Here is a 25,932-nt window from a genome sequence, read left to right as displayed (position 1 = left end):
TATTGAGGTAACAAAAAAACCCTTTTAGAAATAGATCCAAAAGGGTTTAAAAAAGTTATTTATAAACTTACTTTCGGAATCAGCACATATCAATCATACACATAACCATAACCATTGCCTTGGCATTCTTAATAGACTTGACATTTAGAGATTTGGACTGATGTTGATTGATTTGCTTCATAAGATTCAAATATTTAATTATTGTTTTCTTTTGTTGTAAATAAAAAAGCCTCCCGTTTTTGGCGGGAGGCTTTTGCTATATTTTGAATGAGTTTAAATACATGCAATAGGCGACCCGCAGGAATTATCCTGAATGGCTTTCATCGTTTTACAAGAGACTAAAATCATTTCTTTTTGTTTTGTTTTCACAAATGTGCAAACTTAAATTCTAAAAACCAAACAATTAGTAAGGTTTTAAGAAATGTTTAGCCTCAAAATAACAAAATCGTGGAGATAACGGGACTATCCTAACATAAATCCAAAAAAAAGTTAAGATTAATTTGAAATTAAAAATGGTTTCATACCTTTGCGCCCGAATACAGAGGAAAAATTTGAACTGATTGCAACCTCTTCATAATGAAATATTTCATTGTGGATATCGAATACAAACTTCGGTATAAAAAATGCTAAAGCAGGAACTCTTCTCTTTAGTTTTTTACAGCAATTATCTTTTCCTCGCTTAATTTTAAAATACATTTTTTATTATGGCTTATTTATTTACGTCAGAGTCTGTAAGTGAAGGACATCCAGACAAAGTTGCTGATCAAATTTCAGACGCATTAATTGATAACTTTTTAGCTTTTGATGCAGACTCCAAAGTAGCATGTGAAACTTTAGTAACTACAGGTCAAGTAATTTTGGCTGGTGAAGTAAAATCAAATACGTACTTAGATGTACAACAAATTGCTCGAGATGTAATCAAAAAAATTGGATACACCAAAAGCGAATACATGTTTGAAGCCAATTCTTGTGGTATTCTTTCTGCTATTCACGAACAATCAGCTGATATTAATCAAGGGGTTGACAGAGCTAGCAAAGAAGAGCAAGGAGCTGGAGACCAAGGAATGATGTTTGGTTACGCTACTAACGAAACCGAAAACTACATGCCTTTGGCTCTTGATTTATCGCACAAATTGTTACAAGAATTAGCCATTTTGAGACGTGAAAATAATGAAATCACGTATTTACGTCCTGATGCTAAGTCACAAGTAACTTTAGAATACAGCGACGATAATAAACCAACACGTATCGATGCAATTGTTATCTCTACACAACATGATGATTTTGATGATGAAGCAGCTATGTTAGCTAAAATCAAAAAAGACATGGTTGAGATTTTGATTCCTAGAATTATCGCTAAAAACCCAGAACACGCTCATTTATTCAATGATAAAATCCAATACCACATCAACCCAACAGGAAAATTCGTTATTGGAGGACCTCACGGTGATACTGGTTTAACTGGAAGAAAAATCATTGTAGACACTTACGGTGGAAAAGGAGCTCACGGTGGTGGTGCATTCTCAGGAAAAGATCCAAGTAAAGTAGACCGAAGTGCTGCTTATGCTACTCGCCATATTGCTAAAAACTTAGTAGCCGCTGGTGTTGCTGATGAAATTTTAGTACAAGTTTCTTACGCGATTGGTGTAGCAAAACCAATGGGTATTTTCATCGAAACCTACGGCACTTCAAAAGTGAATTTGACTAATGGTGAAATCGCTAAAAAAGTAGAAGAAATCTTCGATATGCGTCCATACTTCATCGAACAACGTTTGAAGTTAAGAAACCCGATTTATAGCGAAACAGCTGCATACGGACACATGGGACGTACTCCTGAAACCGTAACTAAAACCTTTGCTGCTCCAGGTGGTTTAACTAAAACTGTGGAAGTGGAATTGTTTACTTGGGAGAAATTAGATTTTGTAGATAAAGTAAAAGCAGCTTTTGCATTGTAAAATCAAAGCATTTATATAAATCAAAAGCCTTCTTGTTGTAATAAACAGGAAGGCTTTTTTAATTGTCCCTTCACTTTAAATACTAGAGCATAATGATTTATTTGTTTGAAATTTCAAGAATGGATTAATTGCAAAACATTAACAAATAGATAATTACACATTGAAGCGACCAGTTTTTTTCGTAATTTGTATCACATTATATTGTTCAACTCATGCTATTTCTAATAGCGCTAATAACAAACATTGATTATGAAAAAAATTGTAAAATTCCTTGCTTTTGCATTAGTGTTGACGCTGGTAACCACAGAAGTTCAAGCACAACGTGACAAATATAAAGAGAAAGACAAAGGAAGAGACCGAGATTGGGGATCATCCAATAATTCGATAGGAAGATGGGAAATTATTGGTACCCAAACCGTGAACAAAACAGGAGATAGAGATAACTTTAGACCTTCTGGACGTGACAGTTATACAGCATTGAAAGTGCGCGCAATGAGGAACACAGTAACCATTAACAGAATGACCATTGTCTATGAAAATGGACAACGACAAGATATTCCATTAAGGAGAACCATGAGAGATGGTGAAGAATCCAGAGTTATCAATTTAAGTTATAGAAGACGTATTGATAGAATTGAATTTTACTATAAATCTAGAGATTTATTTGGTGGTCGAGGTCAAATACAAGTTTGGGCCAGACGCTAGTTCATTATATACTTAATTCAAAAACATCACTTTGATCTCAAAGTGATGTTTTTTTTTACAAATTATACTTCACAGAGAAAATCAAGTAACGTGGTTGCACGGTGTACTGAGAGGTTCTCGTAGCGAACTGCGAAAAACTATCGTCGTTGAGTGAGGTAGTATTCAATAAATTCGTACCGCTGATTTTATACTCGAATTTGCTGTTCTTCTTTTGGTAAATCAAACTCGCATTCAAGAAATCGTATTCATTATTCACCGTTTTGTCGTTGTTGTAGTAATGATAAAACTCATACTCGGCCACAAAAGAAAAACTGTCTAAGAAATAGTAATCTAGCTTAGCAAAAGGGCGATCGGTATAAAATGTATTCTTGTTATAGTCATTGATTACCATATTATAGCCTACTTCTAGATTGGGCAAGCTCTTGTAATTGGTAGAAGCTCTTAAGGTATAACTTTGAGTAAAACTCTCATTAGCGATAGTTACATTATTCTGCTTATTATTGAATTTCGACCAATTCAAATTGGTATCAAAAGAAGCTTTGTAATTTTTCAAGAACGAACGCCCATAAGAAGCACGTCCTGAAATAGTTTCATCAGCAAAAGGAGAGTTAAAAGGCACCGACGTTTGGTTTACCCCATCAAAAGTAGCATCTGTTTTAATAGCATCTACCGTTTTGGTGTAATTTACAAAAGCGGTAATATTTTCCATATTGAACATATTGTACTTAAAGTATCGCAACGAATGTTGTTGCGCCGTAGCATTTTCTAGTGCTCTAAAACCGCGTGTTAAACTGTTGTAGTTCGAGAAAACATAACCTTCCACCAATCTATTAATATCGGTAAAATTGTTGGTATACGAGAAATTATACGTCAAAGTCTCGGCTTTTTTGATTTGGTATATTGCTACAAAATCAGGTAAGGCTCTGAAGAATTTTTGACTGAATTCGGTTCCTAATTGCGCATTGGTCATATGGTAACTGTGCAAACTTACACCTGGCGTAAACGTAAATTTCCCTGTGAGAATCTTATAATGCAATCCCAAAAAGACATCATTAAAACGATAGTCCACATCGTTAGTGTTTTCCGAGGCGTTCAAATCGTTTACTGTGCCATTATCCAAAACTTGAAAAATAGAAGAATTAAAATTTTGATACGAATACGTATTGCCTAAAGTCAAATTGATATTGCTTTTGGGCGTCAGCATATAGTAATAATCTAATTTAGCGTCGAGTTTGTTCGTTTTTACAAATCGGTTTTGGTTGATATCGTTTCTATTTTGCCCTGGTTGATAGCCACTTAATATAAAAGGTTGCGATTGCAAATTGGCATTGTAAAACGGATCTTCTTCTTGATATAAATTTTGCATTTCAACCGCAAAGACATTCTTTTCATTCAAAGTAAAATACGCACTCAAATTCTGATTTACCGATATTGGGTCTTGCTCTTTTAGCGTAGTTATAGATTCCGTAGCCGAAACGTTCTGTACTATCGATTCACGAAGTAAGGACGTATTTTCATCTTGTTTGGACAACTTGGTCAATACATCATAATCCAACTGAAAATTAGTCGACGGTTTATAGGTTGAGCTCAACTTGAATAACCCTAAATTACTGGTTTGATGCGCCACTTCTTTACGGTTTTCGGTAGAAGCTACTTCAGAGGAATTCGGTTTCAAGATATTATTTTGAGAAATGGTTTCTAAATCGGTGATAGATGATGAAACAATTCCAAAACCACTAAAACTCCAAGCTTTATTTACATTGTACGAGAAATTGGTTGCGCCAAACTTGGTGTCAATTTCCTTGGCTCTATTGTTTCTTGCCAAAGCAATCCCCAAATCATTAGAAGATACGTTAAAACTTGAACCTCCTTTTGCCGACAATCCTCGAAATCCACCGGTAAACTTAAAGTAATCCTGAATCGTCAAAGGCAATTCGCCTATGTTATTAAAATTCGAAATCAAGTTTATACTGTACTTTGGGCTGTAGTAAAACAATTTCGGATTAATCACATACCTGCTTTCTTTGTGCGCCACACCAACACCCGCGTTGATATCTCCAAACCAAAAGTTCTTCTTCCCAGATTTCAATTTAATATTCATTCCAATATTATCTTGATTGTTTTCTACTCCTTTTAGAATCGAGTTTTCGTTGTAATTACGCAATACTTGAATCTTATCAATCGCATCGGCAGGGATATTTTTCACGCCCAATTTGGTGTCGCCATCAAAAAAATCTTTGCCTTCCACCATTAATTTGGTTACCTTTTTGCCTTCTACTTCAATCTCACCGTCGGCATTCACTTCAACGCCTGGTAATTTTTTCAATACATCTTCTAGTTTTCTTTCGGTTCCGGATTTAAACGAATCGGCATTATACACAATCGTATCTCCTTTTATAGATACAGGCATTTCACGAACAATTTCTACCCCATCCAATTCAATACCACCCGCATCCAAAGCAATATTTTTGACCAAATTAGCGGTAGCCGTTGTTACTTCGACCTCTTTATTTTGCATTCCCAAAAAACTCACTTTAATTACATACGTGGTATTGGGTTTCAAATTCAAACTGAATTTTCCTTTATCATTCGTGATGGCATAAGCATCCATCGCTTTAGTGGTTTTATTCACTGCCATTACGTTGGCCATTTCAAGTCCCGCATTTTTAGAGTCGGTAATCAAACCATCGAGTTTAATGGTTTGTGCAAAAGATAAAGTAGTAAAAAGAAAAAGAGCAATTCGAAGCAATGCTTTCATAGAGTGGTTATTGAATTGTTAGTTGTAATGCTTTATTTTGAAGCGGTAACAAGGGGCATTTTGAGCCAACAAAGTCCCGTCGTCCGCTATATCTTTGCCTTTTGTAAAGAAAAAAGGCAAAGGATGCCGCTCCCACCGGGGCTAGAAGGCGGCATTGTTTTGTTTTTGTTGTATTTTTTAAATTAAAAAAAGGAAGTGTTAACCTCCTATTCTCATTCTAAATCCACCATTATTTCCACCTCTTCCACGATTCATCTCACGGAATTCCTCCATTTTTTTGATTACCGTTTCGTCAAAATCTTTTTGGTTGATTACTTTTCCATTCGTGGCGGGTTTTATAGCTGCTTTCTCTTTTGGGTTCAACACTACTTTAGAACACAAAATCACGGTTTTGCCATCGTTTACCTCCAGAATCAAACCAGGCAATCCCCAATAGCCTTCAGGCCCTTGATTTACTGGGATTTCTGCAGTGTACCAGGCTGTGATTGTCACCTCTTTTGGGACATCTAACTCATCCATAAAGCTGGTTTTCTTTGGTTCGCCCGCTTTATCAGTTGCGTCTTTTTTAGCTTCGTCTTTTTTCTCGTCTCTTGGTCTAAAATTTCTAAAATCGGTTTTACTAACCGGACGAACAGCAGTCGCTTTATAGCAATTGTAACCGCCAATTACTCTCGTTTCGCCTTCCATTTTCCATTTTAGGTTGGTCAGCGTGTCTTTCACCAAGAACTCTTTCCCCATAAATTCTTTATCGACGGTATAGGTCTTATCTTTTACATTTTTATAATATGTCCCGCCACCACCAGTCATAGAAGCCATCATTCGCATTCCGCCGCCGCCATCTTGTCCTGGAGCGTCTAATTTCTCTTCTTCTTTATAAATAGATGCCGATTTGTCAAAATTGAGAATGAATGTTTTCTCAAACATTTTTTTCATTCGGTCTTCGATGTTTTTCATCATTTCGGGAGTAATGTTTTTATTTCCTTCTATTCTGGTCTTAAAATCAGCTGTACTAGTTTTAGACTCATACACTGCCATCCCTTGAAATTCCTGAGCTCTAAGCCCAATACTGCTCAATACAAGCGCGGTCAAAAGCAAAATAATTTTATACATAGTTTCCAAATTTTTCAATAAGACGAGATTCAAATTCATTTGTTACAGTAGTAGTTTATAAATAACTATAGACTTACGAAAAATGAAAAGGTTTAATTGTAAATTAGCGAAATGAAGAAGTATTTGATGTTTCTGGTAGCATTTTCGTTTTTAACCCAATGCTACAGCCAAATCAAAGGGATTCCAATGCAAGCAATGGAGGTCGCTCCCAAAACAGTCACGTTTTGGGCTAGCGATGCTTTTGAGTATGTTTACACTATAGAAAATAACGTTTTCAAGAAAAGCAAAGGCTCTGAAAACTGGGAATACAAAAACATAACCCTAGGACAAATTACCAAAGTCGACCTTCAAAATCCACTCAAAATAGTGTTGTTTTATGAGGATTTCAATACGGTAATTCTACTAGATAACCAACTTAACGAAAGTCAAAGAATTAATTTTTCAGAGCACCCTACGCCTATTAATGCTACGGCAGTGGGTATTGCGGGACAAAATCAATTGTGGGTCTACAATAACCTCAACCAACAAATTGGATTGTATGATTATCTCAAAAACGAGTACAAAACCATTAGCACACCGCTGTCTGGAAAAGTCAAAAACTACACCACCGACTTTAATTCCTTTATATGGATGGATGACAATGCAGAAGGCTACTCATGTTCGCTATTTGGCGCTATCGAAAATTTAGGCAAATTTCCAGTGGCTGACCAACTTCAAATCATTAGTTCCTATCAGATACTCTATAGTGTGGACCAAAAAATAATAGTATTGACTCGACAAAAAGATAAATCTTGGACAAGCACATCACTTCAACTTCCTGAAAAAAGGTTTGAAAAATTCTATTACTTAGCCCAAAATTTAGCTATTTTTACAACCGAAGGAATTTATAATTTTAAAATCATACTACCGTAATGCACATAGCAGTAGCAGGAAACATAGGTTCAGGAAAAACTACCTTAACACAATTATTATCAAAACATTTTAAATGGGAACCTCATTACGAAGACGTGGTTGACAATCCTTATTTAGACGATTTTTATCACCAAATGGAACGCTGGTCTTTTAACCTGCAAATTTATTTCTTGAACAGCCGTTTTCGCCAAGTAATGCAAATTCGCCAAAGTGGTAAAAAAATCATTCAGGACCGCACCATTTATGAGGATGCACATATTTTCGCTCCAAACTTGCACGCGATGGGATTGATGACCAATCGAGATTTTCAAAATTATACTTCCTTATTTGAATTGATGGAAACGATGGTGCAACCACCAGATTTATTGATTTACTTAAGAAGCTCCATTCCTAATTTGGTAGGTCAAATTCACAAACGCGGACGCGAATACGAAAACTCTATTTCTATCGATTATTTGAGTCGTTTGAACGAACGTTACGAAGCGTGGATACAAAGTTACACCAAAGGAAAACTGTTAGTAATTGATGTTGACAATATCAATTTTGTGGATAACCCAGAAGACTTAGGTAATATCATTAACAGAATTGACGCAGAATTGAACGGATTGTTTTAACAACCCCTTTTAGTCTGATCATTTAGAAAAATACAAATAAAAAAACACCTCATAACTTTTCAATGTTATGAGGTGTTTTCATTTAAAACTAGGTCAAGACATGACTTGACCTAGCAATAAGTTATTTTATAGCTTCAACTTTAGCCTTTACTTCTTCAGGAGTTCCTTCGAAAGTTTGAGTAGTAGTAGCGCCATTAGCTGTAGTAGTTACAGTAGCTTTAGCTTTACCATTTTCGTTAGTCATTTCTACACGAATGTCTTTCATGGTAGTCAACTTAATCTCCGTTTTCTCTCCAACATATTTTCCATCGGCATCGTACATTGATAAACATTTAGCAGTACATTCTTCTGAACAACCATTTTCTTTGCACATTGCAGCGCATTCGTCTTTGGTCATTGTAGCCATTTTTACTGGATCGCATTTTTTGGTTTCACACATCATTTCAGTTTTAGAACCGTTTTTACAACAAGCAGCTGCAGCAGCGGTATCAGTATGACCACTTCCTAAAATCGGAGCAATCACTAATCCAATCAAACAAGTTAATTTGATCAAAATATTCATAGAAGGTCCAGAAGTATCTTTGAAAGGATCACCCACTGTATCACCAGTAACGGCAGCTTTGTGAGCATCAGAACCTTTGTAGGTCATTTCTCCATTGATCATAACCCCTGCTTCGAAAGATTTCTTAGCATTGTCCCAAGCTCCTCCTGCGTTGTTTTGAAACACTGCCCATAATACACCAGAAACTGTTACACCAGCCATATAACCTCCTAACATTTCAGCAATCAATTGGTTGTTATCACCGTACACTAATTTCCCTAATAACACAATCGCAATTGGGAAACCAATGGTTAATATACCAGGTAACATCATTTCGCGTAAAGCGGCTTTCGTTGAAATTTCCACACATTTACCGTATTCTGGTCTTCCTGTTCCTTCCATAATTCCGGGAATTTCTTTGAACTGGCGACGTACTTCGTACACCATATCCATAGCAGCTTTTCCAACAGAATTCATTGCTAAAGCAGAGAAAACCACTGGAATCATTCCACCCACAAATAACATCGCTAAAACAGGTGCTTTGAAAATATTAATTCCATCAATTCCTGTAAACGTTACATAGGCAGCAAATAAAGCTAAAGATGTTAGAGCCGCAGAAGCAATCGCAAAACCTTTTCCAGTTGCTGCTGTTGTATTTCCTACTGAATCCAAAATATCGGTTCTAGTACGTACCTCTTTTGGCAATTCACTCATTTCGGCAATTCCACCCGCATTGTCCGAGATAGGACCAAATGCATCAATTGCTAATTGCATAGCAGTAGTTGCCATCATTGCAGAAGCAGCTAAAGCCACACCATAAAATCCAGCTAAAGCATAAGAAGCCCAAATGGCACCTCCGAATAATAAAACTGTTGGAAAAGTAGATATCATACCCGTTGCCAAACCAGCGATTACGTTAGTTCCAGCTCCAGTAGAAGATTTTTGTACGATAGCTAAAACTGGCTTTGTGCCTAATCCAGTATAATATTCAGTAACTGAAGAAATAGCTCCACCCACAAACAAACCTACAATCGTAGCATAAAAAACACGTATAGAATCGATATCTTTAACTCCTTCGCCGTAAAACTCCATTTTCATAGTCGTAGGCAACATATATTGTACTAAGAAGTAGCAAGACACTAAGGTTAAAACAATAGACACCCAGTTACCGATGTTTAGAGCTTTTTGTACTTGAGCTTCTTTTGCATCATCACTACTAATTTTCACCAACATCGTTCCGATAATAGAAAACAAAATTCCAAAACCAGCAATTGCCATCGGCAATAATATTGGACCGATTCCGCCAAAGGCATCGTCAATTTTACCACCCATATCTGTAATTACATAATTACCAAGAACCATTGCTGCCAATACAGTCGCCACATACGAACCAAATAAATCCGCACCCATACCGGCAACGTCTCCTACATTATCTCCAACGTTATCAGCGATTGTAGCAGGATTTCTTGGGTCGTCTTCAGGGATTCCAGCTTCTACTTTACCAACTAAATCAGCACCAACATCGGCCGCTTTGGTATAAATTCCACCACCAACACGAGCAAACAAAGCGATAGATTCAGCTCCTAAAGAAAATCCAGCTAAAGTTTCCAGAACAATCGTCATGTCTTCAGTAGAAGTCCATTCTCCGTTCATAAAGATTCTGAAAAAGACAATAAAAAAACCGGTCAACCCTAAAACAGCTAAACCGGCTACACCTAATCCCATTACAGTTCCACCACTAAATGATACTTTCAAAGCTTGAGGTAAACTAGTACGTGCGGCTTGTGTAGTTCTTACATTGGTTTTAGTGGCGATTTTCATTCCCATATTTCCAGCCAAAGCGGAGAAAAAAGCACCAAAGATAAAGGCGATAACTATTAACAAATGGGTTTTTACACCAGGCAAGAAAGTTATCCCTGCCAATACTGCACTTGCTAAAAGGACAAATACAGCTAATAATCTATATTCTGCTTTTAAAAAGGCCAGAGCCCCTTCATAAATGTAATCTGATATTTCTTTCATTTTGCCGTCACCAGCATCTTGTTTGAGCACCCAGGCTCGTTTTGCTACCATGAACAGAAGTCCAATAAGCGCCATAACAATTGGCACATAAATCATAAATGTATTCATAAAAAAATGTTATTTTTTAATTATTATAAAATCTTGTTGGTAACGAATTTAAGCAAAAAAAAGCAACACTCATTGCTGAGTATTGCTTTTTTTATAAAAAATGAAGGGTAAAATTATTTAATACTAAATAATCCCTCTGGTTTATTTTCTAAATCATCAAAACGCTTAGTACACTCTTTAATGATAGCATACGCTTCTGTAACATCTCCCCAACCTTCTACGTCTACTTTCTTGTGCTCTAAATCTTTGTAAACTTGGAAAAAATGTTCGATTTCTTTCAACAAATGCTCATTAACATCGCTTAAGTCATTTAATTTATTCCAGATTGGGTCAGAAACCGGCACACAGATTACTTTTTCATCTGGTCCTTTATCGTCTGCCATATGGAAAACTCCAATTGGTTTTACTTCCATCACACATCCAGGAAAAGTTGGCTCGTTTACCAACACCAATACATCCAATGGGTCGCCATCTAAGGCTAATGTTTCAGGAATAAATCCGTAGTCTGCTGGATACATCATAGAAGAGAATAACATTCTATCGAAACGCATTCTTTTAATAGCAAAATCGTACTCGTATTTGTTTCTACTTCCTCTTGGTATTTCGATCAATACATCGAAAGTTTTTAATTTGTCTGCAGTCATTTTTATTAAGTCTTAGCTTTTTATAAATTTTTTGCAAAAGTATACAAACCGAACGTTTTTACAAGAAAAAAATAAGGATATATAACTATATCGTTTTCGTTATATTAAGGGTTGTACTCTACTTTTCGGTTGCGTTTACACAAATAGTGATGCCACAATAAATAGGTTGCAAAAGAACGATAGGGTTGCCAAAGTTGCGCGCGTTGCGCCATCATCTCTTTGTCGTGAATGTCAAATAATTCTTTGAAGGTATTTACCACGGCTATGTCGCCAAGAGGTAACAAATCTTGGGCTTGTAGCGAAAACATCAAATAAATATCGATAGTCCAATGACCAATACCTTTTATTTTGATTAATTTTTCGCGAACCACTTCGGCAGAAAGCGTGGACAATTCTTCTAAAACCAATTCTTTTGAAAGTAGTGCAGCGGCCAAAGCTTTGATATAGGTTACTTTTTGACGACTAACGCCCACTGCCTTCAATTGCTCATCACTAAGTTGCACAACCGTTTCTGGAGAAAAGGGTTTTGCGATTTCTTTTACTCGCAAAAAAGTCGCTTTAGCTGAATCAATAGAAACTTGTTGTTCTAGAATCAATAGTACGAGTGTCTCGAAACCTTCAGGGCGTTGAGGAATAGTGGGCAAACCGTACTTTTCGACTATAGTCTTGAAAACGGGTTCTTGGGTAATTAATAACGAAAAAGGTTCTTGCATAATCGATTTTTTAGCCCAGATGGAAGCGGCATCCTCTAGTGGCGGGGTTCGACACTAGAGATATAGCGTACAGCTGGATGAGCTCCTAAAAATTAAACCCAAAGGTTCCTTTGACCGTAAAATTTTGCGCATCAGGCACATCGCGATAATTACCGCGCCATGCAAAATCTATTCTAAATACTTTGAAAATGTTTCCAATTCCGGCGCTGTATTCCCAATAAATGTTCTCTGGAGCGACATAGGGTAAACCAGAGGCATTGATGGCTCGGTTGGCATCTGAAATGGTTCCGTAAACACCTTTTATACCCACTACCTCACGCCAATTGAGTTTTCGCATAAATGGGATACGAGCAAACAAACGCCCTTGGAAATTGTGATTCCATTGTAAGGTTACATATTGGTCGCTTATAAATTCGTAGAAATTCAGATTATTAAAGGTGTTTTCGATACTGAAATACGTTTGATTGCCGGGAATAACACTCATCAGCCCCAAAGGTATCGTGCCAAATGTTTTCCCAGCCTCTAAAATTAAATTGGTTCTTCCGAGTGGGCCGATAATAAAAGGCTGTTTGTAATACAGCTGAATTTTATCATACCTAAAATCGCTGTTTAAAACACCTTTGAAACCGTGGCTAAAATTGACAAAAATACGACTGTATGGGCTATCAACAATATCTCGTTCTACTCCAAAACCAATAGTTTTTCGGTTAGGTGTGTACTCAATTTGAAGATTTGCCTCGGATTGTTTAACCTCACTTTTTGTAACACCCGCAGGATTCGAAGCCGAGGGCAAAGTGGTATAATAATCTAGACTAAAGGTTGGCGAGGCCGAAACCAATGTTCGATGAGAAATTCCGGTTTGAAAGGTCCAGTTCTTAAAAGGTTCTATCTCGAATGAAAAACTAGTTAAGTTGATATTCGTGAGCTTTCCGTTACTGCCTGTGGTAAACAAGGCCGATGAGGCAAAACTTCGTCCCAAGACATCATTGGTCGTGGTCAAACTGGCGCCTATTTGCTCAATGTCACGTCGATTTCCTCCAGAAATAATGATTCGGTTTTTCTTATCGACCATCCATTTGCCTGAAACACCATATTTGAATTTTTGATCTTGAAAACCATAAGCTGTAAAGGCTTGAACACGCCAAGGGTCGTTAGGTCCAAAATACGTTCTTCCGCCCAATCGAAGTCGAATGCCCTCTACTTCGTTATAACCAAAAGTTGAAAAAATATTACCAAAATCAAAATTGTTGAACTCTACATAACCACTTCCTAAGATAGAAACCAAACTATACAACTGCTTGAATTTTTTGACGGTTTGTAAGGTATCAAGCATTTTGTACACGCCTTTTTCGTCTTTGGACAGTTTTTCAAAACGATTCTCTTCCCAATATTCTTCGGATTTATTATAAACTTCGTTGTCTATGAAATTGACTTCGTCTTTGTAAAAAGCGGTGGGTTTAGGCTTGTTGAACTCGTGATTGCGATAAAAAGAGGTTCTTTTGCCATACACTCCTTTTGATTTTTCTTTTTTGTTCAAAGCAAAATCCGACATCAAATAATCTCGAGTCAAGAGAAAAACAGAGTCGTTCATCACCTCAAATTCTTGCTCGATATAAATGTCTTTTACCCAGTTAATATTGGCGCTTTTGGTAACCGCCATATTGATTTTTTTGATGGCAAAAGTGGTGTCGTTTACCCAAAAATCTCCTTTGAAAGTCAATTCGTTTTTACGCCTTGGATAGAAAACAATATTAAAACACCATTTGTTGTCGATAAATGCGCTATCACGCAATACATAATTATAGACATCAATCCCTGTTCTAGAAAGCGGGCTGGTAAAACTTTTGTCGAAAAAAGTCAAGTGGTTGTCATAGATATTGTAATCGGAATACAAATCTTTGACAAAAGCTAAGATTTGCTGATTTCCATTAAATCCAGAGGTTTTATTGGCTTTATTGATTTCTTTGACTTTCTTGATGGTGTTGTCTCCATACACATCATACAACGCTTCGTTGATAAAAATGGGCAAATACGTTTTTCCAGTAACTTTAGAAGTATCGACTTGCTTGAAGATGAATTCCATTCCTTTGAAAATTTTATTCTTCATAAAAGCGCTGTCGATAGTGTTCATATCAAATTCAATCTTCTCATACTTCTCCATTTGGTATTGATTGAATTGATACAAACCATTTTTGCGTTTGCGTTCCCAAATTTTGCGCAGAATATCTAAAGCAGGATTGTTTTTCTTTGACGTTTTTCCCGTAAAAACGACCACTTCATTCAATTCTTGCATTTCCTTCAATACAATTTTGAAATTGTAATTCACTGCTTTTTCTAAGGTCACTTCCTTATCTGAAAAGCCAGCCGAGGTAATTACTAAAACAGTATAAGTCTGTGGAGACTCAATGTAAAAACGACCATCTTCATTGGTTACAATGCCAACATTAGAGTTTTTAAAAACAACATTAGCATACGGAATGGGTTGATTGGCTTTATCCACCACAATACCGCTAACCTTGGTTTGTGCATTTGCTACAGCAACGAATGCAAATAAAAATATAAAGAAATATAAAATTGATTTTTTCATAATAAAAAAGGGGCTTCATCGAATGCGTATCGATGAAGCCCCAAATATAATAATTAGATGACAAGTAGTAATCTTAAACCGCCACTACGAATGTTAAAAAAAACCTATTTTATGATTTTTAACTTCGCTTATTTTTTGTACAATACTTTTTTAACTGCTTTCACAACGTCATCAGCATTAGGCAACCATTCTTTCAATAGAACAGGAGAATAAGGTGCTGGTGTATCTGCAGTTGTGATTCTCTGAATTGGTGCATCCAAGAAATCAAAAGCTTGCTCTTGTACCAAATATGTAATCTCTGAAGATACACTAGCAAAAGGCCAAGCCTCTTCTAAAATTACCAAACGATTCGTTTTCTTAACCGATCTCAAAATCGCTTCTGTATCCATTGGACGAACGGTTCTCAAATCGATTACTTCACAAGAAATTCCTTCTTTAGCCAATTCATCTGCTGCTTTAAAAGCTTCTTTGATAATTTTTCCAAAAGAAACAATTGTTACATCAGTTCCCTCTCTCACCACATCGGCTACTCCCAACGGAATAGTGTATTCACCATCTGGCACTTCGCCTTTGTCGCCATACATTTGCTCTGATTCCATAAAAATAACTGGGTCGTTATCACGAATGGCTGATTTCAACAATCCTTTGGCATCATATACATTCGAAGGTACTACAACTTTTAGACCTGGAGTATTCGCAAACCAATTCTCGATAGCTTGAGAGTGCGTTGCTCCTAGTTGTCCCGCAGAAGCTGTTGGTCCTCTAAAAACAATTGGAATATTGAATTGACCACCAGACATTTGACGCATCTTGGCAGCATTATTAATAATTTGATCAATACCAACCATACAAAAGTTGAAGGTCATGTACTCTACAATCGGACGGCATCCATTCATGGCTGAACCTACCGCAATACCTGTAAAACCAAGCTCTGCAATAGGTGTATCAATTACTCGTTTTTCACCAAATTCGGCCAACATTCCTTTTGATGCTTTGTAGGCACCATTGTATTCAGCAACTTCTTCACCCATTAAGTATATGGACTCATCGCGACGCATTTCTTCACTCATCGCTTCGCAAATCGCCTCTCTAAATTGTATCGTTCTCATATTATAATATCTATGTGTGTTTTTTCGAACAGCAAAAATAAATATTTTAAACTACTTTAAAGCATAAAATAGGTTTAAAATTATTAGGAGCTATTTCCAGCTATCCGCTATATCTCTAGTGGCGAACCCCTCCACTAGAGGATGTCGCTCCTATCTGGGCTAGGACTCAGCGTACAAAAGAGAATTTTCACTGAAAAGCTCATTTAAAAAAAAAGAATATTTAAAAACAAATAAAGAAATTTTTGTTAAAAAACAAACCAAGAACCTGCAATCAATCCTAATTTTCTTATGTTTGAGTTTAACTACAAATTAACCACATGAGAAAGACATTTTTTTTATCATTTTTTTTCTTAATTATCGCAAAGTATGATGCGCAAACTTTACAGGGTACATTTACACAACAATTTCTTAAAGGAGTAGGAAAAGAAACAACTCTTTCCCAGAAAGGCTCCAAACCAATGAGTTTTAGTTATCAATATAGTAACAATAAATCAATTGCAAAACTCACATCTGAAGAAGGAACCTCAACAGATATTGTATATAATGAAAAATTTGGACAAACTTATGCCACAACACGAAAAGTTATCCGACCTTCAGCTATTATCTACTATAAAGACTTTACCATAAACAATTATAAAGTCCTATATACAAAAGATAATAAAGATGTATCTGTAGAAGATAAACTACCTAACCAAAACTGGAATTTAATAGATGAAAGTAAAATTATAAATGGTTTTAGTTGTAAAAAAGCAACTACAATAAATACAGCTTTTGGAAGCAATCAAAATATTATAGCATGGTATTGTGAAGCTATCCCCATAAATGATGGACCAATGCATTATCATGGATTACCAGGCTTTATTATTGAGATTGAGATTGACGACACTTCTACTTTAACATTTGAAAAGCTTTCCTACGTAAAAGACTCTTTTACGATCGAGGAGCCTAGAAATAAAGCTCAAGAGATAAGTTTTGGTCAGTTCACAGGGAAATAATAATAATATAGTCTGTGCGACTGTTTAGTTATAAGTTTAACCAGCGAATACAGACCCTTCAGCGAAATCGTAATAGTTTTGAAAAAATATTATGCGTGCATAGTAAATATTCCAATTATTATTTTAAATTTGTCAAGCTTTATCAAAAAAAATAAGTCTTATGAAAATATTAGTTTGCATCAGTCACGTTCCTGATACTACTTCAAAAATCAATTTCGTTAACGGTGATTCAGAATTCGACACCAATGGCGTTCAGTACGTTATCAACCCAAATGACGAATTCGGATTAACTCGAGCCATCTGGTTTCAAGAACAACAAGGCGCAACGGTAACTGTTGTAAATGTTGGTGGACCAGACACAGAACCTACTTTAAGAAAAGCATTAGCTATTGGAGCCAACGAAGCAATTCGTGTAAATGCCAATCCAACAGATGGTTTCTTCGTAGCCAAACAATTGGCAGAAGTAATTAAAAATGGCGGATACGATTTAGTAATCGCCGGAAAAGAATCTTTAGATTACAACGGAGGAATGGTTCCTGGAATGATTGCTGGAATCTTAGGGTACAACTTTTTGAATTCTTGCGTGAGCATAACCGTAGATGGAAATGCAGTTACTGCTTCAAGAGAAATCGACGGAGGTAAAGAAACGGTAGCTACTACTTTACCCCTAATCATTGGTGGTCAAAAAGGAATAGTAGAAGAGAAAGATTTACGCATTCCAAACATGAGAGGCATCATGACGGCAAGAACTAAAGCGCTTACCATTCTTGAACCCGTTGATGCAAATGCAACTACCAAAGCGGTTAAATTTGACAAACCTGCTCCAAAATCGGCAGTAAAATTAGTAAACGCTGATAACTTGGATGAACTAATCAATTTGTTACACAACGAAGCCAAAGTAATTTAGCATTCAGTACTCAGTTTTTAGTGTTCCGTTTAAAATCTATAATAATTTAGTTTCTAGTTTATACTTTTCAGTTACAAAACTTTAAATCTTAAACTTTAAACTTTTAAACAAAAAAATCATGTCAATACTAATATACGCAGAATCTGCAGAAGGAAAATTTAAAAAAGTAGCATTAGAATTAGCTTCTTATGCGAAAAAAGTAGCCGAGACATTAAACACCACAGTAACTGCGGTAACAATTAACGCTGGCGATGTTTCTGAACTATCAAAATATGGTGTAGATAAAGTTTTGAAAGTGACTAATGACCAATTAGCAACTTTTTCAGCAAAAGCTTACGCGGATGTAATCAAGCAAGCTGCTCAAAAAGAGGGTTCAAAAGTGGTTATTCTTTCATCAACTACAGATAGCATCTATTTGTCTTCATTAGTAGCTGTAGGTTTAGAAGCAGGTTTTGCTTCGAACGTTGTGGGATTACCAGTGAGCACAGCACCTTTTCAAGTAAAAAGAACTGCTTTTTCAAACAAAGCTTTCAATACTACCGAAATTAATACTGAAGTAAAAGTATTAGGAATAGCTAAAAACTCTTACGGTATTTTTGAAAATGCAAGTTCATTAACAGAAGAAGATTTTAATCCAACCATCGATGCAAACGACTTTGGAGTAAAAGTAACAGCTGTTGAGAAAAGTTCAGGAAAAATTTCTATTGCCGATGCTGATATTGTAGTTTCAGCTGGACGTGGAATGAAAGGTCCAGAGAACTGGGGAATGATCGAGGAATTAGCAGGAGTTTTAGGCGCTGCAACTGCATGTTCAAAACCAGTTTCCGACTTAGGATGGAGACCTCACGGAGAACACGTAGGACAAACAGGAAAACCAGTTGCTACTAATTTATACATTGCGGTAGGTATCTCTGGAGCAATTCAACATATTGCGGGTATTAATTCTTCAAAAGTAAAAGTAGTTATCAATAGCGACCCAGAAGCACCTTTCTTTAAAGTTGCTGATTATGGAATTGTTGGAGACGCTTTCGAAATTGTACCCCAATTGATTGAAAAATTCAAAGCTTTTAAAGCACAACATTCATAAAATACAATCTTTTTAAATTATAAGCTACCTAAAAACAAGATAATTGTATCTTTGCTTTAGGTAGCTCTTTTTTTTATGCCTTTTTTTGATTAAAATTGCACCTTTAAAAAACCGAATAACTAGCAAAATCAATAGTTGTTTTTTCTATAAAAAATCCATGAGCTTAGTAAAATTAACCATAAAAGGGATATCCTACAGTCAAACACAAAACGGAGCTTATGCTTTAATTTTGAATGAAGTGGATGGCGAGCGAAAACTACCAATTGTCATTGGAGCTTTTGAAGCTCAATCTATTGCTATTGCTTTAGAAAAAGAAATCAAGCCACCTCGTCCGTTAACACATGATTTATTTAAAAACTTTGCAGAACGTTTTGATATAGTTGTAAAGCAAGTTATTATTCACAAGTTGGTTGATGGCGTATTTTATTCTAGTATTATCTGCGAAAGAGACAAAATCGAAGAAATTATTGATGCTAGAACCTCAGATGCAATCGCGTTGGCACTTCGATTTAATGCCCCTATATTTACTTATAAAAATATTTTGGATAAAGCTGGAATCTACTTAAAATCCAACCCAAACCCTACCGATCCAGGCGCAGAAGAATTAGACAGTATTTTGTCTAATCCACAAACATTTGGTCATGGTGAAGAAACCAACCAATCAGGTCCAACCTACGCCAATCATAGCCTACAGGAACTCAATGAAATGTTGGAACAAGCTGTAGCCAATGAAGACTATGAAAAAGCAGCCAAAATAAGAGACGAAATATCCAAACGCTAAGCAAAGTCTTTAATCTAAATACAAAACGGAGCTAGAGCAATCGCATCCATTTATTTTATACTTATGAAGTTAAAACAACTCTTTTTTAGCCTTGCATTTCTTATAGCTCAAGTTACTTTGGCACAAGACTATTATTTACATTGTGGTAACATACTAGATACCAAATCTGGCAAAATGCTTTCCAGTAAAACGATAGTAGTTGCCAAAAACAAAATCGTAAAAATACAAGAAGGTTTTGTCGCAAAAGCCAATCCAAACGATATTGAAGTAGACTTAAAAAACAAATTCATTTTACCAGGACTAATCGATCTTCATGTACATATTGAAGGTGAACTAAATTCTAAAAGCTACGTTTCAAAATATATTGACAATGAAGCCGATGTTGCTTTTCAAGCCGTAAATTGTGCCGAAATCACTTTACTAGCTGGTTTTACTACTGTTAGAGATTTAGGTGGAACTGGAGTAAATGTTTCTTTACGAAATGCAATTAGCAAAGGATTAATCAAAGGTCCTAGAATTTATACCGCAGGAAAAGCCATTGCTACAACAGGAGGTCATGCCGACCCAACAAACGGAAGTAATAGAAAATTAGTAGGCGATCCTGGACCACATGAAGGGGTAATCAATTCGCCAGAAGATGCTGTTAAAGCTGTTAGGGAACGTTACAAAGAAGGGGCAGATGTAATTAAAATTACTGCAACTGGTGGCGTATTAAGTGTAGCTAAAAGCGGAAAAAATCCACAATTTTCTATTGAAGAAATAAAAGCAATTACTGCAACGGCCAAAGATTACAACATGCTAACCGCTGCACATGCTCATGGTGATGAGGGAATGCAAAGAGCCATACTTGGCGGAATTAAAACCATTGAACATGGCACTTTCATGAGTGAAGAAACTATGGAGCTTATGAAAAAGCACGACACATACCTAGTTCCAACACTAACCGCAGCAAAAGAAGTAGAAAAAAATGCAGAAGTAGTTGGATTCTATCCTGAAATTGTAGTACCCAAAGCTCGTGAAGTGGGGCCGCAAATTAAAGCAACTTTTGCCAAAGCCTACAAAAAGGGAGTAAAAATTGCCTTTGGAACAGATGCTGGTGTATTTCCACATGGTATAAATGGCAAAGAATTTGGATACATGGTAGAAGCAGGAATGCCTGAAATAGAAGCTATTCAAGCAGCAACTATAACCAATGCTCAATTACTTGGAATTGACAAAGAAGCTGGACAACTAAAAGAATCTTTTTGGGCAGACATTATCGCTGTAAATGATAATCCTCTAAAAAATATTAAAACATTAGAAGACGTTTCTTTTGTAATGAAAGACGGAAAAATTTATAAAAATCAATAAAACAAGCGGTCCATACTATGAAACAATACCATGACTTAGTTAAGCACGTTTTAGAAAACGGGATACAAAAAGGGGATCGTACAGGAACGGGTACCAAAAGTGTTTTTGGGTACCAAATGCGTTTTGATTTAGCCGAAGGATTCCCAATGGTAACCACAAAAAAGCTACATTTAAAATCAATCATACATGAGTTATTGTGGTTTTTAAAAGGAGAAACGAACATTGCTTACCTACAAGAACACGGAGTAAAAATATGGGATGCATGGGCGGATAGCAATGGAGATTTGGGCCCCGTTTATGGCCATCAATGGCGTAATTGGAACAGTGAAGAAATTGATCAAATTTCTGACTTAATTACGGAACTAAAAACCAATCCTAATAGCCGAAGACTTTTAGTTTCGGCATGGAATCCATCGGTATTACCAGATACTAAGAAATCCTTTGAAGAAAATGTAGCCAACAACAAAGCTGCATTACCTCCATGTCATGCTTTTTTTCAATTTTATGTAGCTGATGGTAAACTATCCTGTCAATTGTACCAACGAAGTGCTGATATTTTCTTAGGAGTACCTTTCAACATTGCATCATACGCATTACTAACACTTATGATAGCACAAGTTTGTGATTTAGCTCCAGGCGAATTCATTCATACATTTGGTGATGCACATATATACAATAATCATTTTGAACAAATTGAATTGCAACTCTCAAGAGAACCAAGACCTTTGCCAAAAATGAAGTTAAACCCCAATGTCAAAAACATCTTCGATTTTACTTATGAAGATTTCACCCTAGAAGATTACGACCCGCATCCAACTATAAAAGGAAGCGTTGCTGTATAATAAAAAAACCGCTTTTATAGCGGTTTTTTTATCTATAATGCTAAAACAGAATTTTCGGCACCTGCGTAATCATTCCATTTAAATCCATCAGCTTCAGGATCATTTATATAATTACCATCAATCAAATACTTGAATTCATAGGAAGAATCTTTAGGCAAATCAAAAACACCTTTAAAAGTACCATTTTTTAATTTTGACATTGTTCCTTCTGCAATACTCCAGTTATTAAAATCACCCACTACTGCCGCAGAAGCAGCTTCTTTTGCTAAAATAGAAAAAGTAACTTTGCACACTGGTTTTGTTTTGACGAATTGTTTCTTAATAGCCATAACTCAATGATTTTTAAAATTTTAAAACAAGTTAATTATTTTAAAAACAACTACAAATACTCTACATTCATTTTTACAACTTAACACAAATGAATGTTAAAAAATAAATAAAACAATAATTTAAAGGCAAATAAAAATTCAAATTAAGAATTTGAAAATCTTTAAAACAAGTAAAACATAAGATAGATTATCAGTTTTGCAAAATAAATTTTATCTTTATCTACAAAAAAAATCATGGACCAAGCCATTCACGAACAATACGAATATGCCAGACGTAGAATCAAGCAAAAAAAGAGATTGTACTTTCACTTTGTACTTTTTGCTTTGACTAGTCTTTTTTTATTCATAGCTAATCGTTTCTTTTCTGTTGGAGAAGAAAACAATTGGTGTATTTGGATCATTACTTTTTGGGCTTTTCTATTCGTTCTTCACTTCATAAAAGTGTTTATAACAGATCGATTTATGGACAAAAACTGGGAAAGAGATCAAATCGACAGACTGGTTGCTTTACAACAAAAAAAGATAAGTCAACTCGAACGTCAAATCGAAAAAGAAAACAAATAAAAACCTATGATTACACTTATTGCCGCTGTGGCTGATAATCTTGCCTTGGGCAAAAACAACGATTTAATTTGGCATCTTCCTAATGATTTTAAACGATTCAAAGCTATAACGTCAGGGCACCACATTATCATGGGACGCAAAACTTTTGAAAGCTTCCCGAAACCATTACCAAATAGAACACATGTCATTATTACTAGGCAGAAAAATTACCAGCCTGAAGGCTGTATTGTCGTAGATTCGATAGAAAAAGCAATTGAAGCCTGTCCCAAAACAGAAACTATTTTTGTGATAGGCGGAGGAGAAATATACAAGTTGGCCATAGCATTTGCGGATAAACTAGACATAACGAGAGTACATCACAATTTTGAAGCTGATACTTTTTTCCCAGAAATTGACCCTAAGAAATGGCGATTATCAGAGTCGCTAAAGCATTTTAAAGATGAGAAACATCTTTATGATTATAGTTTTGAAACGTATTTAAAAATTGATTAGAGATACTCCAAACAAAAAAACATCCTTTTCAGGATGTTTTCTTTTTGTAAAAGATATGATTCGTTAATGACTTACTCTTGTAACAGTATTTGAGACAACAATATTAAAATACCAAGAAACAATATTGATCCAGAAACTGAAATAATAATGTTTGATATCTTTTTTGAGTAAAACTCAAAGTAGCCTTTAATACCAAATACCACAAAGATACTAAAGACCAAAAAAATTAAAATTTCCAAAAACAAATTTAATCCTAAGAACGTATTTTGCGCTTCAAAAAAAGTACCACCGGAAAGAGTGATATTTTCAAAACTGCTAACAAGAACAAACGCGACTATCAGCGCAATAATAAACCATTTGATTTGAGTCATTAAATTAATACTAACCATTTATTTTTCTTTTACATGGCAAATTTGAATAATATTTTGATATTGCACAATACCCACTTTTAGTGATATTTCATTTTTTTTGTTAAAAACAACAACTAACCATAACGAAAATCACAATTGCAAAAAAGCACGTTCAAAATCAAATCAAGTGCTGTGTTAATAGAGTTTATAGTATATTTGTGCAAACTAAAAAACGATGTCAGAAAAAGTCACCCCTTATAAAGATTCGCCATTAAGCAAAAAAGAACAGGTAGCTAGCATGTTTAACACAATTTCAGGTAATTACGATAATTTAAATCGTGTCATATCTTTTGGCATTGATATTAAATGGCGCAAAAAAGTTTTGGATTTAGTTGCCAAATCGAATCCAGAAACCATACTTGACATAGCTACTGGTACAGGAGATCTGGCTATTTTGATGGCACAAACACAAGCTAAAAAAATCATAGGTTTAGATATTTCAGCTGGAATGTTAGCCGTGGGAGTTGAAAAAATAGCAACTAAGCAACTTTCTAATCGTATCGAGATGATGTTAGGAGACTCAGAGAACATGCCTTTTGAAGATAATTACTTTGACGCCATTACTGTAGCCTTTGGTGTTAGAAACTTTGAAAATCTTGAAAAAGGGTTGTCCGAAATTTTAAGAGTATTAAAGCCCGGCGGTACTTTCGTCATTTTAGAAACTTCGGTACCAGAAAAAACACCTTACAAACAAGGATATCACTTTTATAGTAAAAATATACTCCCATTGATTGGAAAATTATTTTCAAAAGACAATACCGCTTATGGTTATTTGTCTGAATCATCCGCAGTTTTTCCTTACGGTGAACGATTGAACAATATTTTGAGAAAAATTGGGTTTATAAACGTGAAAGATATGCCTCAAACTTTTGGGGTGGCTTCCATTTATTATGCATCCAAAAAATAATTAGAAACTGTTTTTGTTTCCTATGAAAAAACTAACCATAATCCTTTTTCTATTCAGTCTAACGTTTGCCAATGCGCAATGGAATAAACACCTTTTCAGCAAAGATCCAATTATCAACTTAGAAAACTTCCAAAAACAAAAATTGTATTTTGGATTTTACATGGGTTTTAATGGTTATGATTTCAAAATCGATTACAAAAACAATATTCCTGATGTATTAGTAAAAAGGACTACTGGTTTTAATGTAGGACTTGTAGCTGATTTAAGACTACAAGAATACATTAACTTGAGGTTTGAACCTGGCTTGTATTATACCAAAAGGGATTTGTATTACCCAAGTAGCTATTTTCCAGCCACACCTACTGCAAGTGACCGTTTAAGAGAGGTAAACAGTACTTACATTCATTTTCCTTTGTTGGTTAAATTTTCAGCACTACGAACAGGAAATGTAAGACCTTATCTAGTAGGAGGTGGTTCGCTTACACTAAATTTATCAAGTAATGCCAAATCCTTGGACGATAATGCCGAAGGAAGATTCAGAATGAAATCATGGACACCTAACTACGAATTAGGCTTTGGGATTGATATTTTTTCTGAATATTTTATCTTTTCACCATCCATTCGCGGAGTTTTTGGAATTAACGATGAATTAATTAGAGACAAAGACCCTAATAGCCCATGGACTAGCAATATCGAATCCATAAAAAGTAGAGCTATCTTCATCAACTTTACTTTTCATTAATGAACCCTACGCTTAAATTCACTTAAAACAATTGCGGTAGCAGTGGCTACATTTAAACTCTCGGTTTGTTGCAGGTCACCAAAACGAGGAATTGTAATTTTTTGGGTAACCAAAGTTTCTATTTCAGAAGAAATACCATTTGCTTCGTTTCCTAAAACAACAATCCCTTCAGAGGGTAGCTCCGCCTCATACAAAACATCACCCTCCATGAAAGTACCAAAAACAGGCCGTGTTGTTTTATTTAAATACTCTTTTAGATCCAAATAATTAACTTTAACTCTTGTGATTGAACCCATTGTGGCTTGAATCACTTTTGGATTATATAAATCGACTGTTTCTTTTGAACAAATCACTTGCTTAATCCCAAACCAATCGCATAATCTCAATATTGTACCCATATTTCCTGGATCTCGAATCGTATCCAAAGCTACAATCAGTCCTTCATTTGAAACATTGCTTTCTTTGGGCATTTTAAAAACCGCCAAGCAAGTATTAGGCGTAGATAAAGCACTGATTTTTTTTAAATCGGCATCAGAAACCAACGTTTTTTTCGTTGAATCAACAGATCTAAAATCATCAACAGTAGCATATAAATGCTCCAATTCAAAATTAGAACTCAATAACTCATGAATCCCTTTTACACCTTCGGCTATAAACAATTGATGAGCTATCCGGTATTTTTTTTGATGTAAACTCGATATAAGTTTTATTTGGTTTTTACTAACCATAAAAAAATGTACTTTTGAAT

The 25,932-nt window shown here is 35.5% G+C and carries 24 protein-coding genes; 14 read left to right on the top strand and 10 right to left on the bottom strand.

The window, feature by feature from the left end:
* Positions 1–704 precede the first annotated feature (704 nt).
* Together metK and ACZ1AQ_RS07055 are read left to right on the top strand one after the other, a co-directional pair.
* Positions 705–1,955: a methionine adenosyltransferase gene (metK, locus tag ACZ1AQ_RS07060; RefSeq protein WP_489632226.1), complete on the top strand. Its 1,251-nt coding sequence runs from the start codon at positions 705–707 to the stop codon at positions 1,953–1,955.
* A 249-nt stretch (positions 1,956–2,204) separates the two neighbouring features.
* On the top strand, positions 2,205–2,660 hold the full coding sequence (locus ACZ1AQ_RS07055; RefSeq protein WP_489632225.1) for a DUF2541 family protein: 456 nt from the start codon (positions 2,205–2,207) through the stop codon (positions 2,658–2,660).
* A gap of 55 nt (positions 2,661–2,715) precedes the next feature.
* On the opposite strand, the gene ACZ1AQ_RS07050 is transcribed toward ACZ1AQ_RS07055, so the two are convergent.
* Both ACZ1AQ_RS07050 and ACZ1AQ_RS07045 read right to left on the bottom strand, forming a co-directional pair.
* Positions 2,716–5,418: a carboxypeptidase-like regulatory domain-containing protein gene (locus ACZ1AQ_RS07050; protein WP_489632224.1), complete on the bottom strand. Its 2,703-nt coding sequence runs from the start codon at positions 5,416–5,418 to the stop codon at positions 2,716–2,718.
* A 198-nt stretch (positions 5,419–5,616) separates the two neighbouring features.
* Positions 5,617–6,528: a GLPGLI family protein gene (locus tag ACZ1AQ_RS07045; protein ID WP_489632223.1), complete on the bottom strand. Its 912-nt coding sequence runs from the start codon at positions 6,526–6,528 to the stop codon at positions 5,617–5,619.
* A gap of 111 nt (positions 6,529–6,639) precedes the next feature.
* Between ACZ1AQ_RS07045 and ACZ1AQ_RS07040 the strand changes: the two genes are divergently transcribed.
* A complete protein-coding gene (locus ACZ1AQ_RS07040; protein ID WP_489632222.1) occupies positions 6,640–7,440 on the top strand; it encodes a hypothetical protein in 801 nt (266 codons plus the stop codon).
* Positions 7,440–8,054, top strand: coding sequence for a deoxynucleoside kinase (locus ACZ1AQ_RS07035; RefSeq protein WP_064715574.1), 615 nt, complete (start codon positions 7,440–7,442; stop codon positions 8,052–8,054). The genes ACZ1AQ_RS07040 and ACZ1AQ_RS07035 overlap by 1 nt, the downstream gene beginning before the upstream one ends.
* Positions 8,055–8,175: 121 nt before the next feature.
* On the opposite strand, the gene ACZ1AQ_RS07030 is transcribed toward ACZ1AQ_RS07035, so the two are convergent.
* The 5 genes from ACZ1AQ_RS07030 to ACZ1AQ_RS07010 all read right to left on the bottom strand — a co-directional run bounded on the left by ACZ1AQ_RS07030 (position 8,176) and on the right by ACZ1AQ_RS07010 (position 15,817).
* Positions 8,176–10,725, bottom strand: a complete 2,550-nt coding sequence (locus ACZ1AQ_RS07030; RefSeq protein WP_489632221.1) for a sodium-translocating pyrophosphatase — start codon at positions 10,723–10,725, stop codon at positions 8,176–8,178.
* Positions 10,726–10,838: 113 nt separating this feature from the next.
* Complete coding sequence (locus tag ACZ1AQ_RS07025; RefSeq protein ID WP_489632220.1) at positions 10,839–11,369, bottom strand: inorganic diphosphatase; 531 nt, start codon at positions 11,367–11,369, stop codon at positions 10,839–10,841.
* A 104-nt stretch (positions 11,370–11,473) separates the two neighbouring features.
* Complete coding sequence (locus tag ACZ1AQ_RS07020) at positions 11,474–12,082, bottom strand: DNA-3-methyladenine glycosylase family protein (protein ID WP_489632219.1); 609 nt, start codon at positions 12,080–12,082, stop codon at positions 11,474–11,476.
* 85 nt (positions 12,083–12,167) lie between these two features.
* Positions 12,168–14,669: a DUF5686 and carboxypeptidase-like regulatory domain-containing protein gene (locus tag ACZ1AQ_RS07015; RefSeq protein ID WP_489632218.1), complete on the bottom strand. Its 2,502-nt coding sequence runs from the start codon at positions 14,667–14,669 to the stop codon at positions 12,168–12,170.
* Positions 14,670–14,797: 128 nt separating this feature from the next.
* The gene (locus ACZ1AQ_RS07010) at positions 14,798–15,817 is read right to left on the bottom strand and encodes a pyruvate dehydrogenase complex E1 component subunit beta (RefSeq protein ID WP_489632281.1); all 1,020 of its coding nucleotides are present in this window, start codon (positions 15,815–15,817) and stop codon (positions 14,798–14,800) included.
* A gap of 278 nt (positions 15,818–16,095) precedes the next feature.
* Here ACZ1AQ_RS07010 and ACZ1AQ_RS07005 point away from each other — a divergent pair, with 278 nt between their 5' ends.
* The 6 genes from ACZ1AQ_RS07005 to ACZ1AQ_RS06980 all read left to right on the top strand — a co-directional run bounded on the left by ACZ1AQ_RS07005 (position 16,096) and on the right by ACZ1AQ_RS06980 (position 21,740).
* Complete coding sequence (locus ACZ1AQ_RS07005; protein ID WP_489632217.1) at positions 16,096–16,773, top strand: GLPGLI family protein; 678 nt, start codon at positions 16,096–16,098, stop codon at positions 16,771–16,773.
* A 160-nt stretch (positions 16,774–16,933) separates the two neighbouring features.
* Positions 16,934–17,680, top strand: a complete 747-nt coding sequence (locus ACZ1AQ_RS07000; RefSeq protein WP_489632216.1) for an electron transfer flavoprotein subunit beta/FixA family protein — start codon at positions 16,934–16,936, stop codon at positions 17,678–17,680.
* A 118-nt stretch (positions 17,681–17,798) separates the two neighbouring features.
* A complete protein-coding gene (locus ACZ1AQ_RS06995; RefSeq protein WP_489632215.1) occupies positions 17,799–18,767 on the top strand; it encodes an electron transfer flavoprotein subunit alpha/FixB family protein in 969 nt (322 codons plus the stop codon).
* Positions 18,768–18,924: 157 nt separating this feature from the next.
* Entirely contained in the window at positions 18,925–19,548 is a 624-nt protein-coding gene (locus ACZ1AQ_RS06990) for a bifunctional nuclease family protein (RefSeq protein WP_489632214.1), read from the top strand.
* 63 nt (positions 19,549–19,611) lie between these two features.
* Positions 19,612–20,898: a metal-dependent hydrolase family protein gene (locus ACZ1AQ_RS06985; protein ID WP_489632213.1), complete on the top strand. Its 1,287-nt coding sequence runs from the start codon at positions 19,612–19,614 to the stop codon at positions 20,896–20,898.
* Between the two features lie 17 nt (positions 20,899–20,915).
* The gene (locus ACZ1AQ_RS06980) at positions 20,916–21,740 is read left to right on the top strand and encodes a thymidylate synthase (RefSeq protein WP_489632212.1); all 825 of its coding nucleotides are present in this window, start codon (positions 20,916–20,918) and stop codon (positions 21,738–21,740) included.
* A 32-nt stretch (positions 21,741–21,772) separates the two neighbouring features.
* Here ACZ1AQ_RS06980 and ACZ1AQ_RS06975 read toward each other — a convergent pair whose 3' ends face one another.
* A complete protein-coding gene (locus ACZ1AQ_RS06975; protein WP_489632211.1) occupies positions 21,773–22,069 on the bottom strand; it encodes an isoamylase early set domain-containing protein in 297 nt (98 codons plus the stop codon).
* Positions 22,070–22,303: 234 nt separating this feature from the next.
* Here ACZ1AQ_RS06975 and ACZ1AQ_RS06970 point away from each other — a divergent pair, with 234 nt between their 5' ends.
* Complete coding sequence (locus ACZ1AQ_RS06970; RefSeq protein ID WP_489632210.1) at positions 22,304–22,633, top strand: 2TM domain-containing protein; 330 nt, start codon at positions 22,304–22,306, stop codon at positions 22,631–22,633.
* 6 nt (positions 22,634–22,639) lie between these two features.
* Positions 22,640–23,125: a dihydrofolate reductase gene (locus tag ACZ1AQ_RS06965; protein ID WP_489632209.1), complete on the top strand. Its 486-nt coding sequence runs from the start codon at positions 22,640–22,642 to the stop codon at positions 23,123–23,125.
* Between the two features lie 71 nt (positions 23,126–23,196).
* Here ACZ1AQ_RS06965 and ACZ1AQ_RS06960 read toward each other — a convergent pair whose 3' ends face one another.
* Complete coding sequence (locus tag ACZ1AQ_RS06960) at positions 23,197–23,514, bottom strand: hypothetical protein (protein WP_489632208.1); 318 nt, start codon at positions 23,512–23,514, stop codon at positions 23,197–23,199.
* A gap of 196 nt (positions 23,515–23,710) precedes the next feature.
* Between ACZ1AQ_RS06960 and ubiE the strand changes: the two genes are divergently transcribed.
* Together ubiE and porT are read left to right on the top strand one after the other, a co-directional pair.
* Complete coding sequence (gene ubiE / locus ACZ1AQ_RS06955; RefSeq protein ID WP_489632207.1) at positions 23,711–24,442, top strand: bifunctional demethylmenaquinone methyltransferase/2-methoxy-6-polyprenyl-1,4-benzoquinol methylase UbiE; 732 nt, start codon at positions 23,711–23,713, stop codon at positions 24,440–24,442.
* A gap of 22 nt (positions 24,443–24,464) precedes the next feature.
* Positions 24,465–25,184 carry a type IX secretion/gliding motility protein PorT/SprT gene (gene porT / locus ACZ1AQ_RS06950; RefSeq protein ID WP_489632206.1) on the top strand — a complete coding sequence of 240 codons (720 nt, stop codon included), beginning with the start codon at positions 24,465–24,467 and terminating at the stop codon, positions 25,182–25,184.
* Here porT and ACZ1AQ_RS06945 read toward each other — a convergent pair.
* A complete protein-coding gene (locus ACZ1AQ_RS06945) occupies positions 25,181–25,912 on the bottom strand; it encodes a TrmH family RNA methyltransferase (protein ID WP_489632205.1) in 732 nt (243 codons plus the stop codon). The genes porT and ACZ1AQ_RS06945 overlap by 4 nt on opposite strands.
* Positions 25,913–25,932: the final 20 nt, after the last annotated feature.

Source organism: Flavobacterium sp. UM26 (assembly GCF_057922445.1).
Note: the sequence above shows the minus strand (reverse complement) of the source record. Positions and strands in the feature narration are given on the sequence as shown.

Bases quoted from the DNA above. Each gene is read 5' to 3' on its own strand.
- metK (WP_489632226.1), top strand. From the start codon at position 705: ATGGCTTATTTATTTACGTCAGAGTCTGTAAGTGAAGGACATCCAGAC.
- ACZ1AQ_RS07055 (WP_489632225.1), top strand. From the start codon at position 2,205: ATGAAAAAAATTGTAAAATTCCTTGCTTTTGCATTAGTGTTGACGCTG.
- ACZ1AQ_RS07050 (WP_489632224.1), bottom strand. From the start codon at position 5,418: ATGAAAGCATTGCTTCGAATTGCTCTTTTTCTTTTTACTACTTTATCT.
- ACZ1AQ_RS07045 (WP_489632223.1), bottom strand. From the start codon at position 6,528: ATGTATAAAATTATTTTGCTTTTGACCGCGCTTGTATTGAGCAGTATT.
- ACZ1AQ_RS07040 (WP_489632222.1), top strand. From the start codon at position 6,640: ATGAAGAAGTATTTGATGTTTCTGGTAGCATTTTCGTTTTTAACCCAA.
- ACZ1AQ_RS07035 (WP_064715574.1), top strand. From the start codon at position 7,440: ATGCACATAGCAGTAGCAGGAAACATAGGTTCAGGAAAAACTACCTTA.
- ACZ1AQ_RS07030 (WP_489632221.1), bottom strand. From the start codon at position 10,725: ATGAATACATTTATGATTTATGTGCCAATTGTTATGGCGCTTATTGGA.
- ACZ1AQ_RS07025 (WP_489632220.1), bottom strand. From the start codon at position 11,369: ATGACTGCAGACAAATTAAAAACTTTCGATGTATTGATCGAAATACCA.
- ACZ1AQ_RS07020 (WP_489632219.1), bottom strand. From the start codon at position 12,082: ATGCAAGAACCTTTTTCGTTATTAATTACCCAAGAACCCGTTTTCAAG.
- ACZ1AQ_RS07015 (WP_489632218.1), bottom strand. From the start codon at position 14,669: ATGAAAAAATCAATTTTATATTTCTTTATATTTTTATTTGCATTCGTT.
- ACZ1AQ_RS07005 (WP_489632217.1), top strand. From the start codon at position 16,096: ATGAGAAAGACATTTTTTTTATCATTTTTTTTCTTAATTATCGCAAAG.
- ACZ1AQ_RS07000 (WP_489632216.1), top strand. From the start codon at position 16,934: ATGAAAATATTAGTTTGCATCAGTCACGTTCCTGATACTACTTCAAAA.
- ACZ1AQ_RS06995 (WP_489632215.1), top strand. From the start codon at position 17,799: ATGTCAATACTAATATACGCAGAATCTGCAGAAGGAAAATTTAAAAAA.
- ACZ1AQ_RS06990 (WP_489632214.1), top strand. From the start codon at position 18,925: ATGAGCTTAGTAAAATTAACCATAAAAGGGATATCCTACAGTCAAACA.
- ACZ1AQ_RS06985 (WP_489632213.1), top strand. From the start codon at position 19,612: ATGAAGTTAAAACAACTCTTTTTTAGCCTTGCATTTCTTATAGCTCAA.
- ACZ1AQ_RS06980 (WP_489632212.1), top strand. From the start codon at position 20,916: ATGAAACAATACCATGACTTAGTTAAGCACGTTTTAGAAAACGGGATA.
- ACZ1AQ_RS06975 (WP_489632211.1), bottom strand. From the start codon at position 22,069: ATGGCTATTAAGAAACAATTCGTCAAAACAAAACCAGTGTGCAAAGTT.
- ACZ1AQ_RS06970 (WP_489632210.1), top strand. From the start codon at position 22,304: ATGGACCAAGCCATTCACGAACAATACGAATATGCCAGACGTAGAATC.
- ACZ1AQ_RS06965 (WP_489632209.1), top strand. From the start codon at position 22,640: ATGATTACACTTATTGCCGCTGTGGCTGATAATCTTGCCTTGGGCAAA.
- ACZ1AQ_RS06960 (WP_489632208.1), bottom strand. From the start codon at position 23,514: ATGGTTAGTATTAATTTAATGACTCAAATCAAATGGTTTATTATTGCG.
- ubiE (WP_489632207.1), top strand. From the start codon at position 23,711: ATGTCAGAAAAAGTCACCCCTTATAAAGATTCGCCATTAAGCAAAAAA.
- porT (WP_489632206.1), top strand. From the start codon at position 24,465: ATGAAAAAACTAACCATAATCCTTTTTCTATTCAGTCTAACGTTTGCC.
- ACZ1AQ_RS06945 (WP_489632205.1), bottom strand. From the start codon at position 25,912: ATGGTTAGTAAAAACCAAATAAAACTTATATCGAGTTTACATCAAAAA.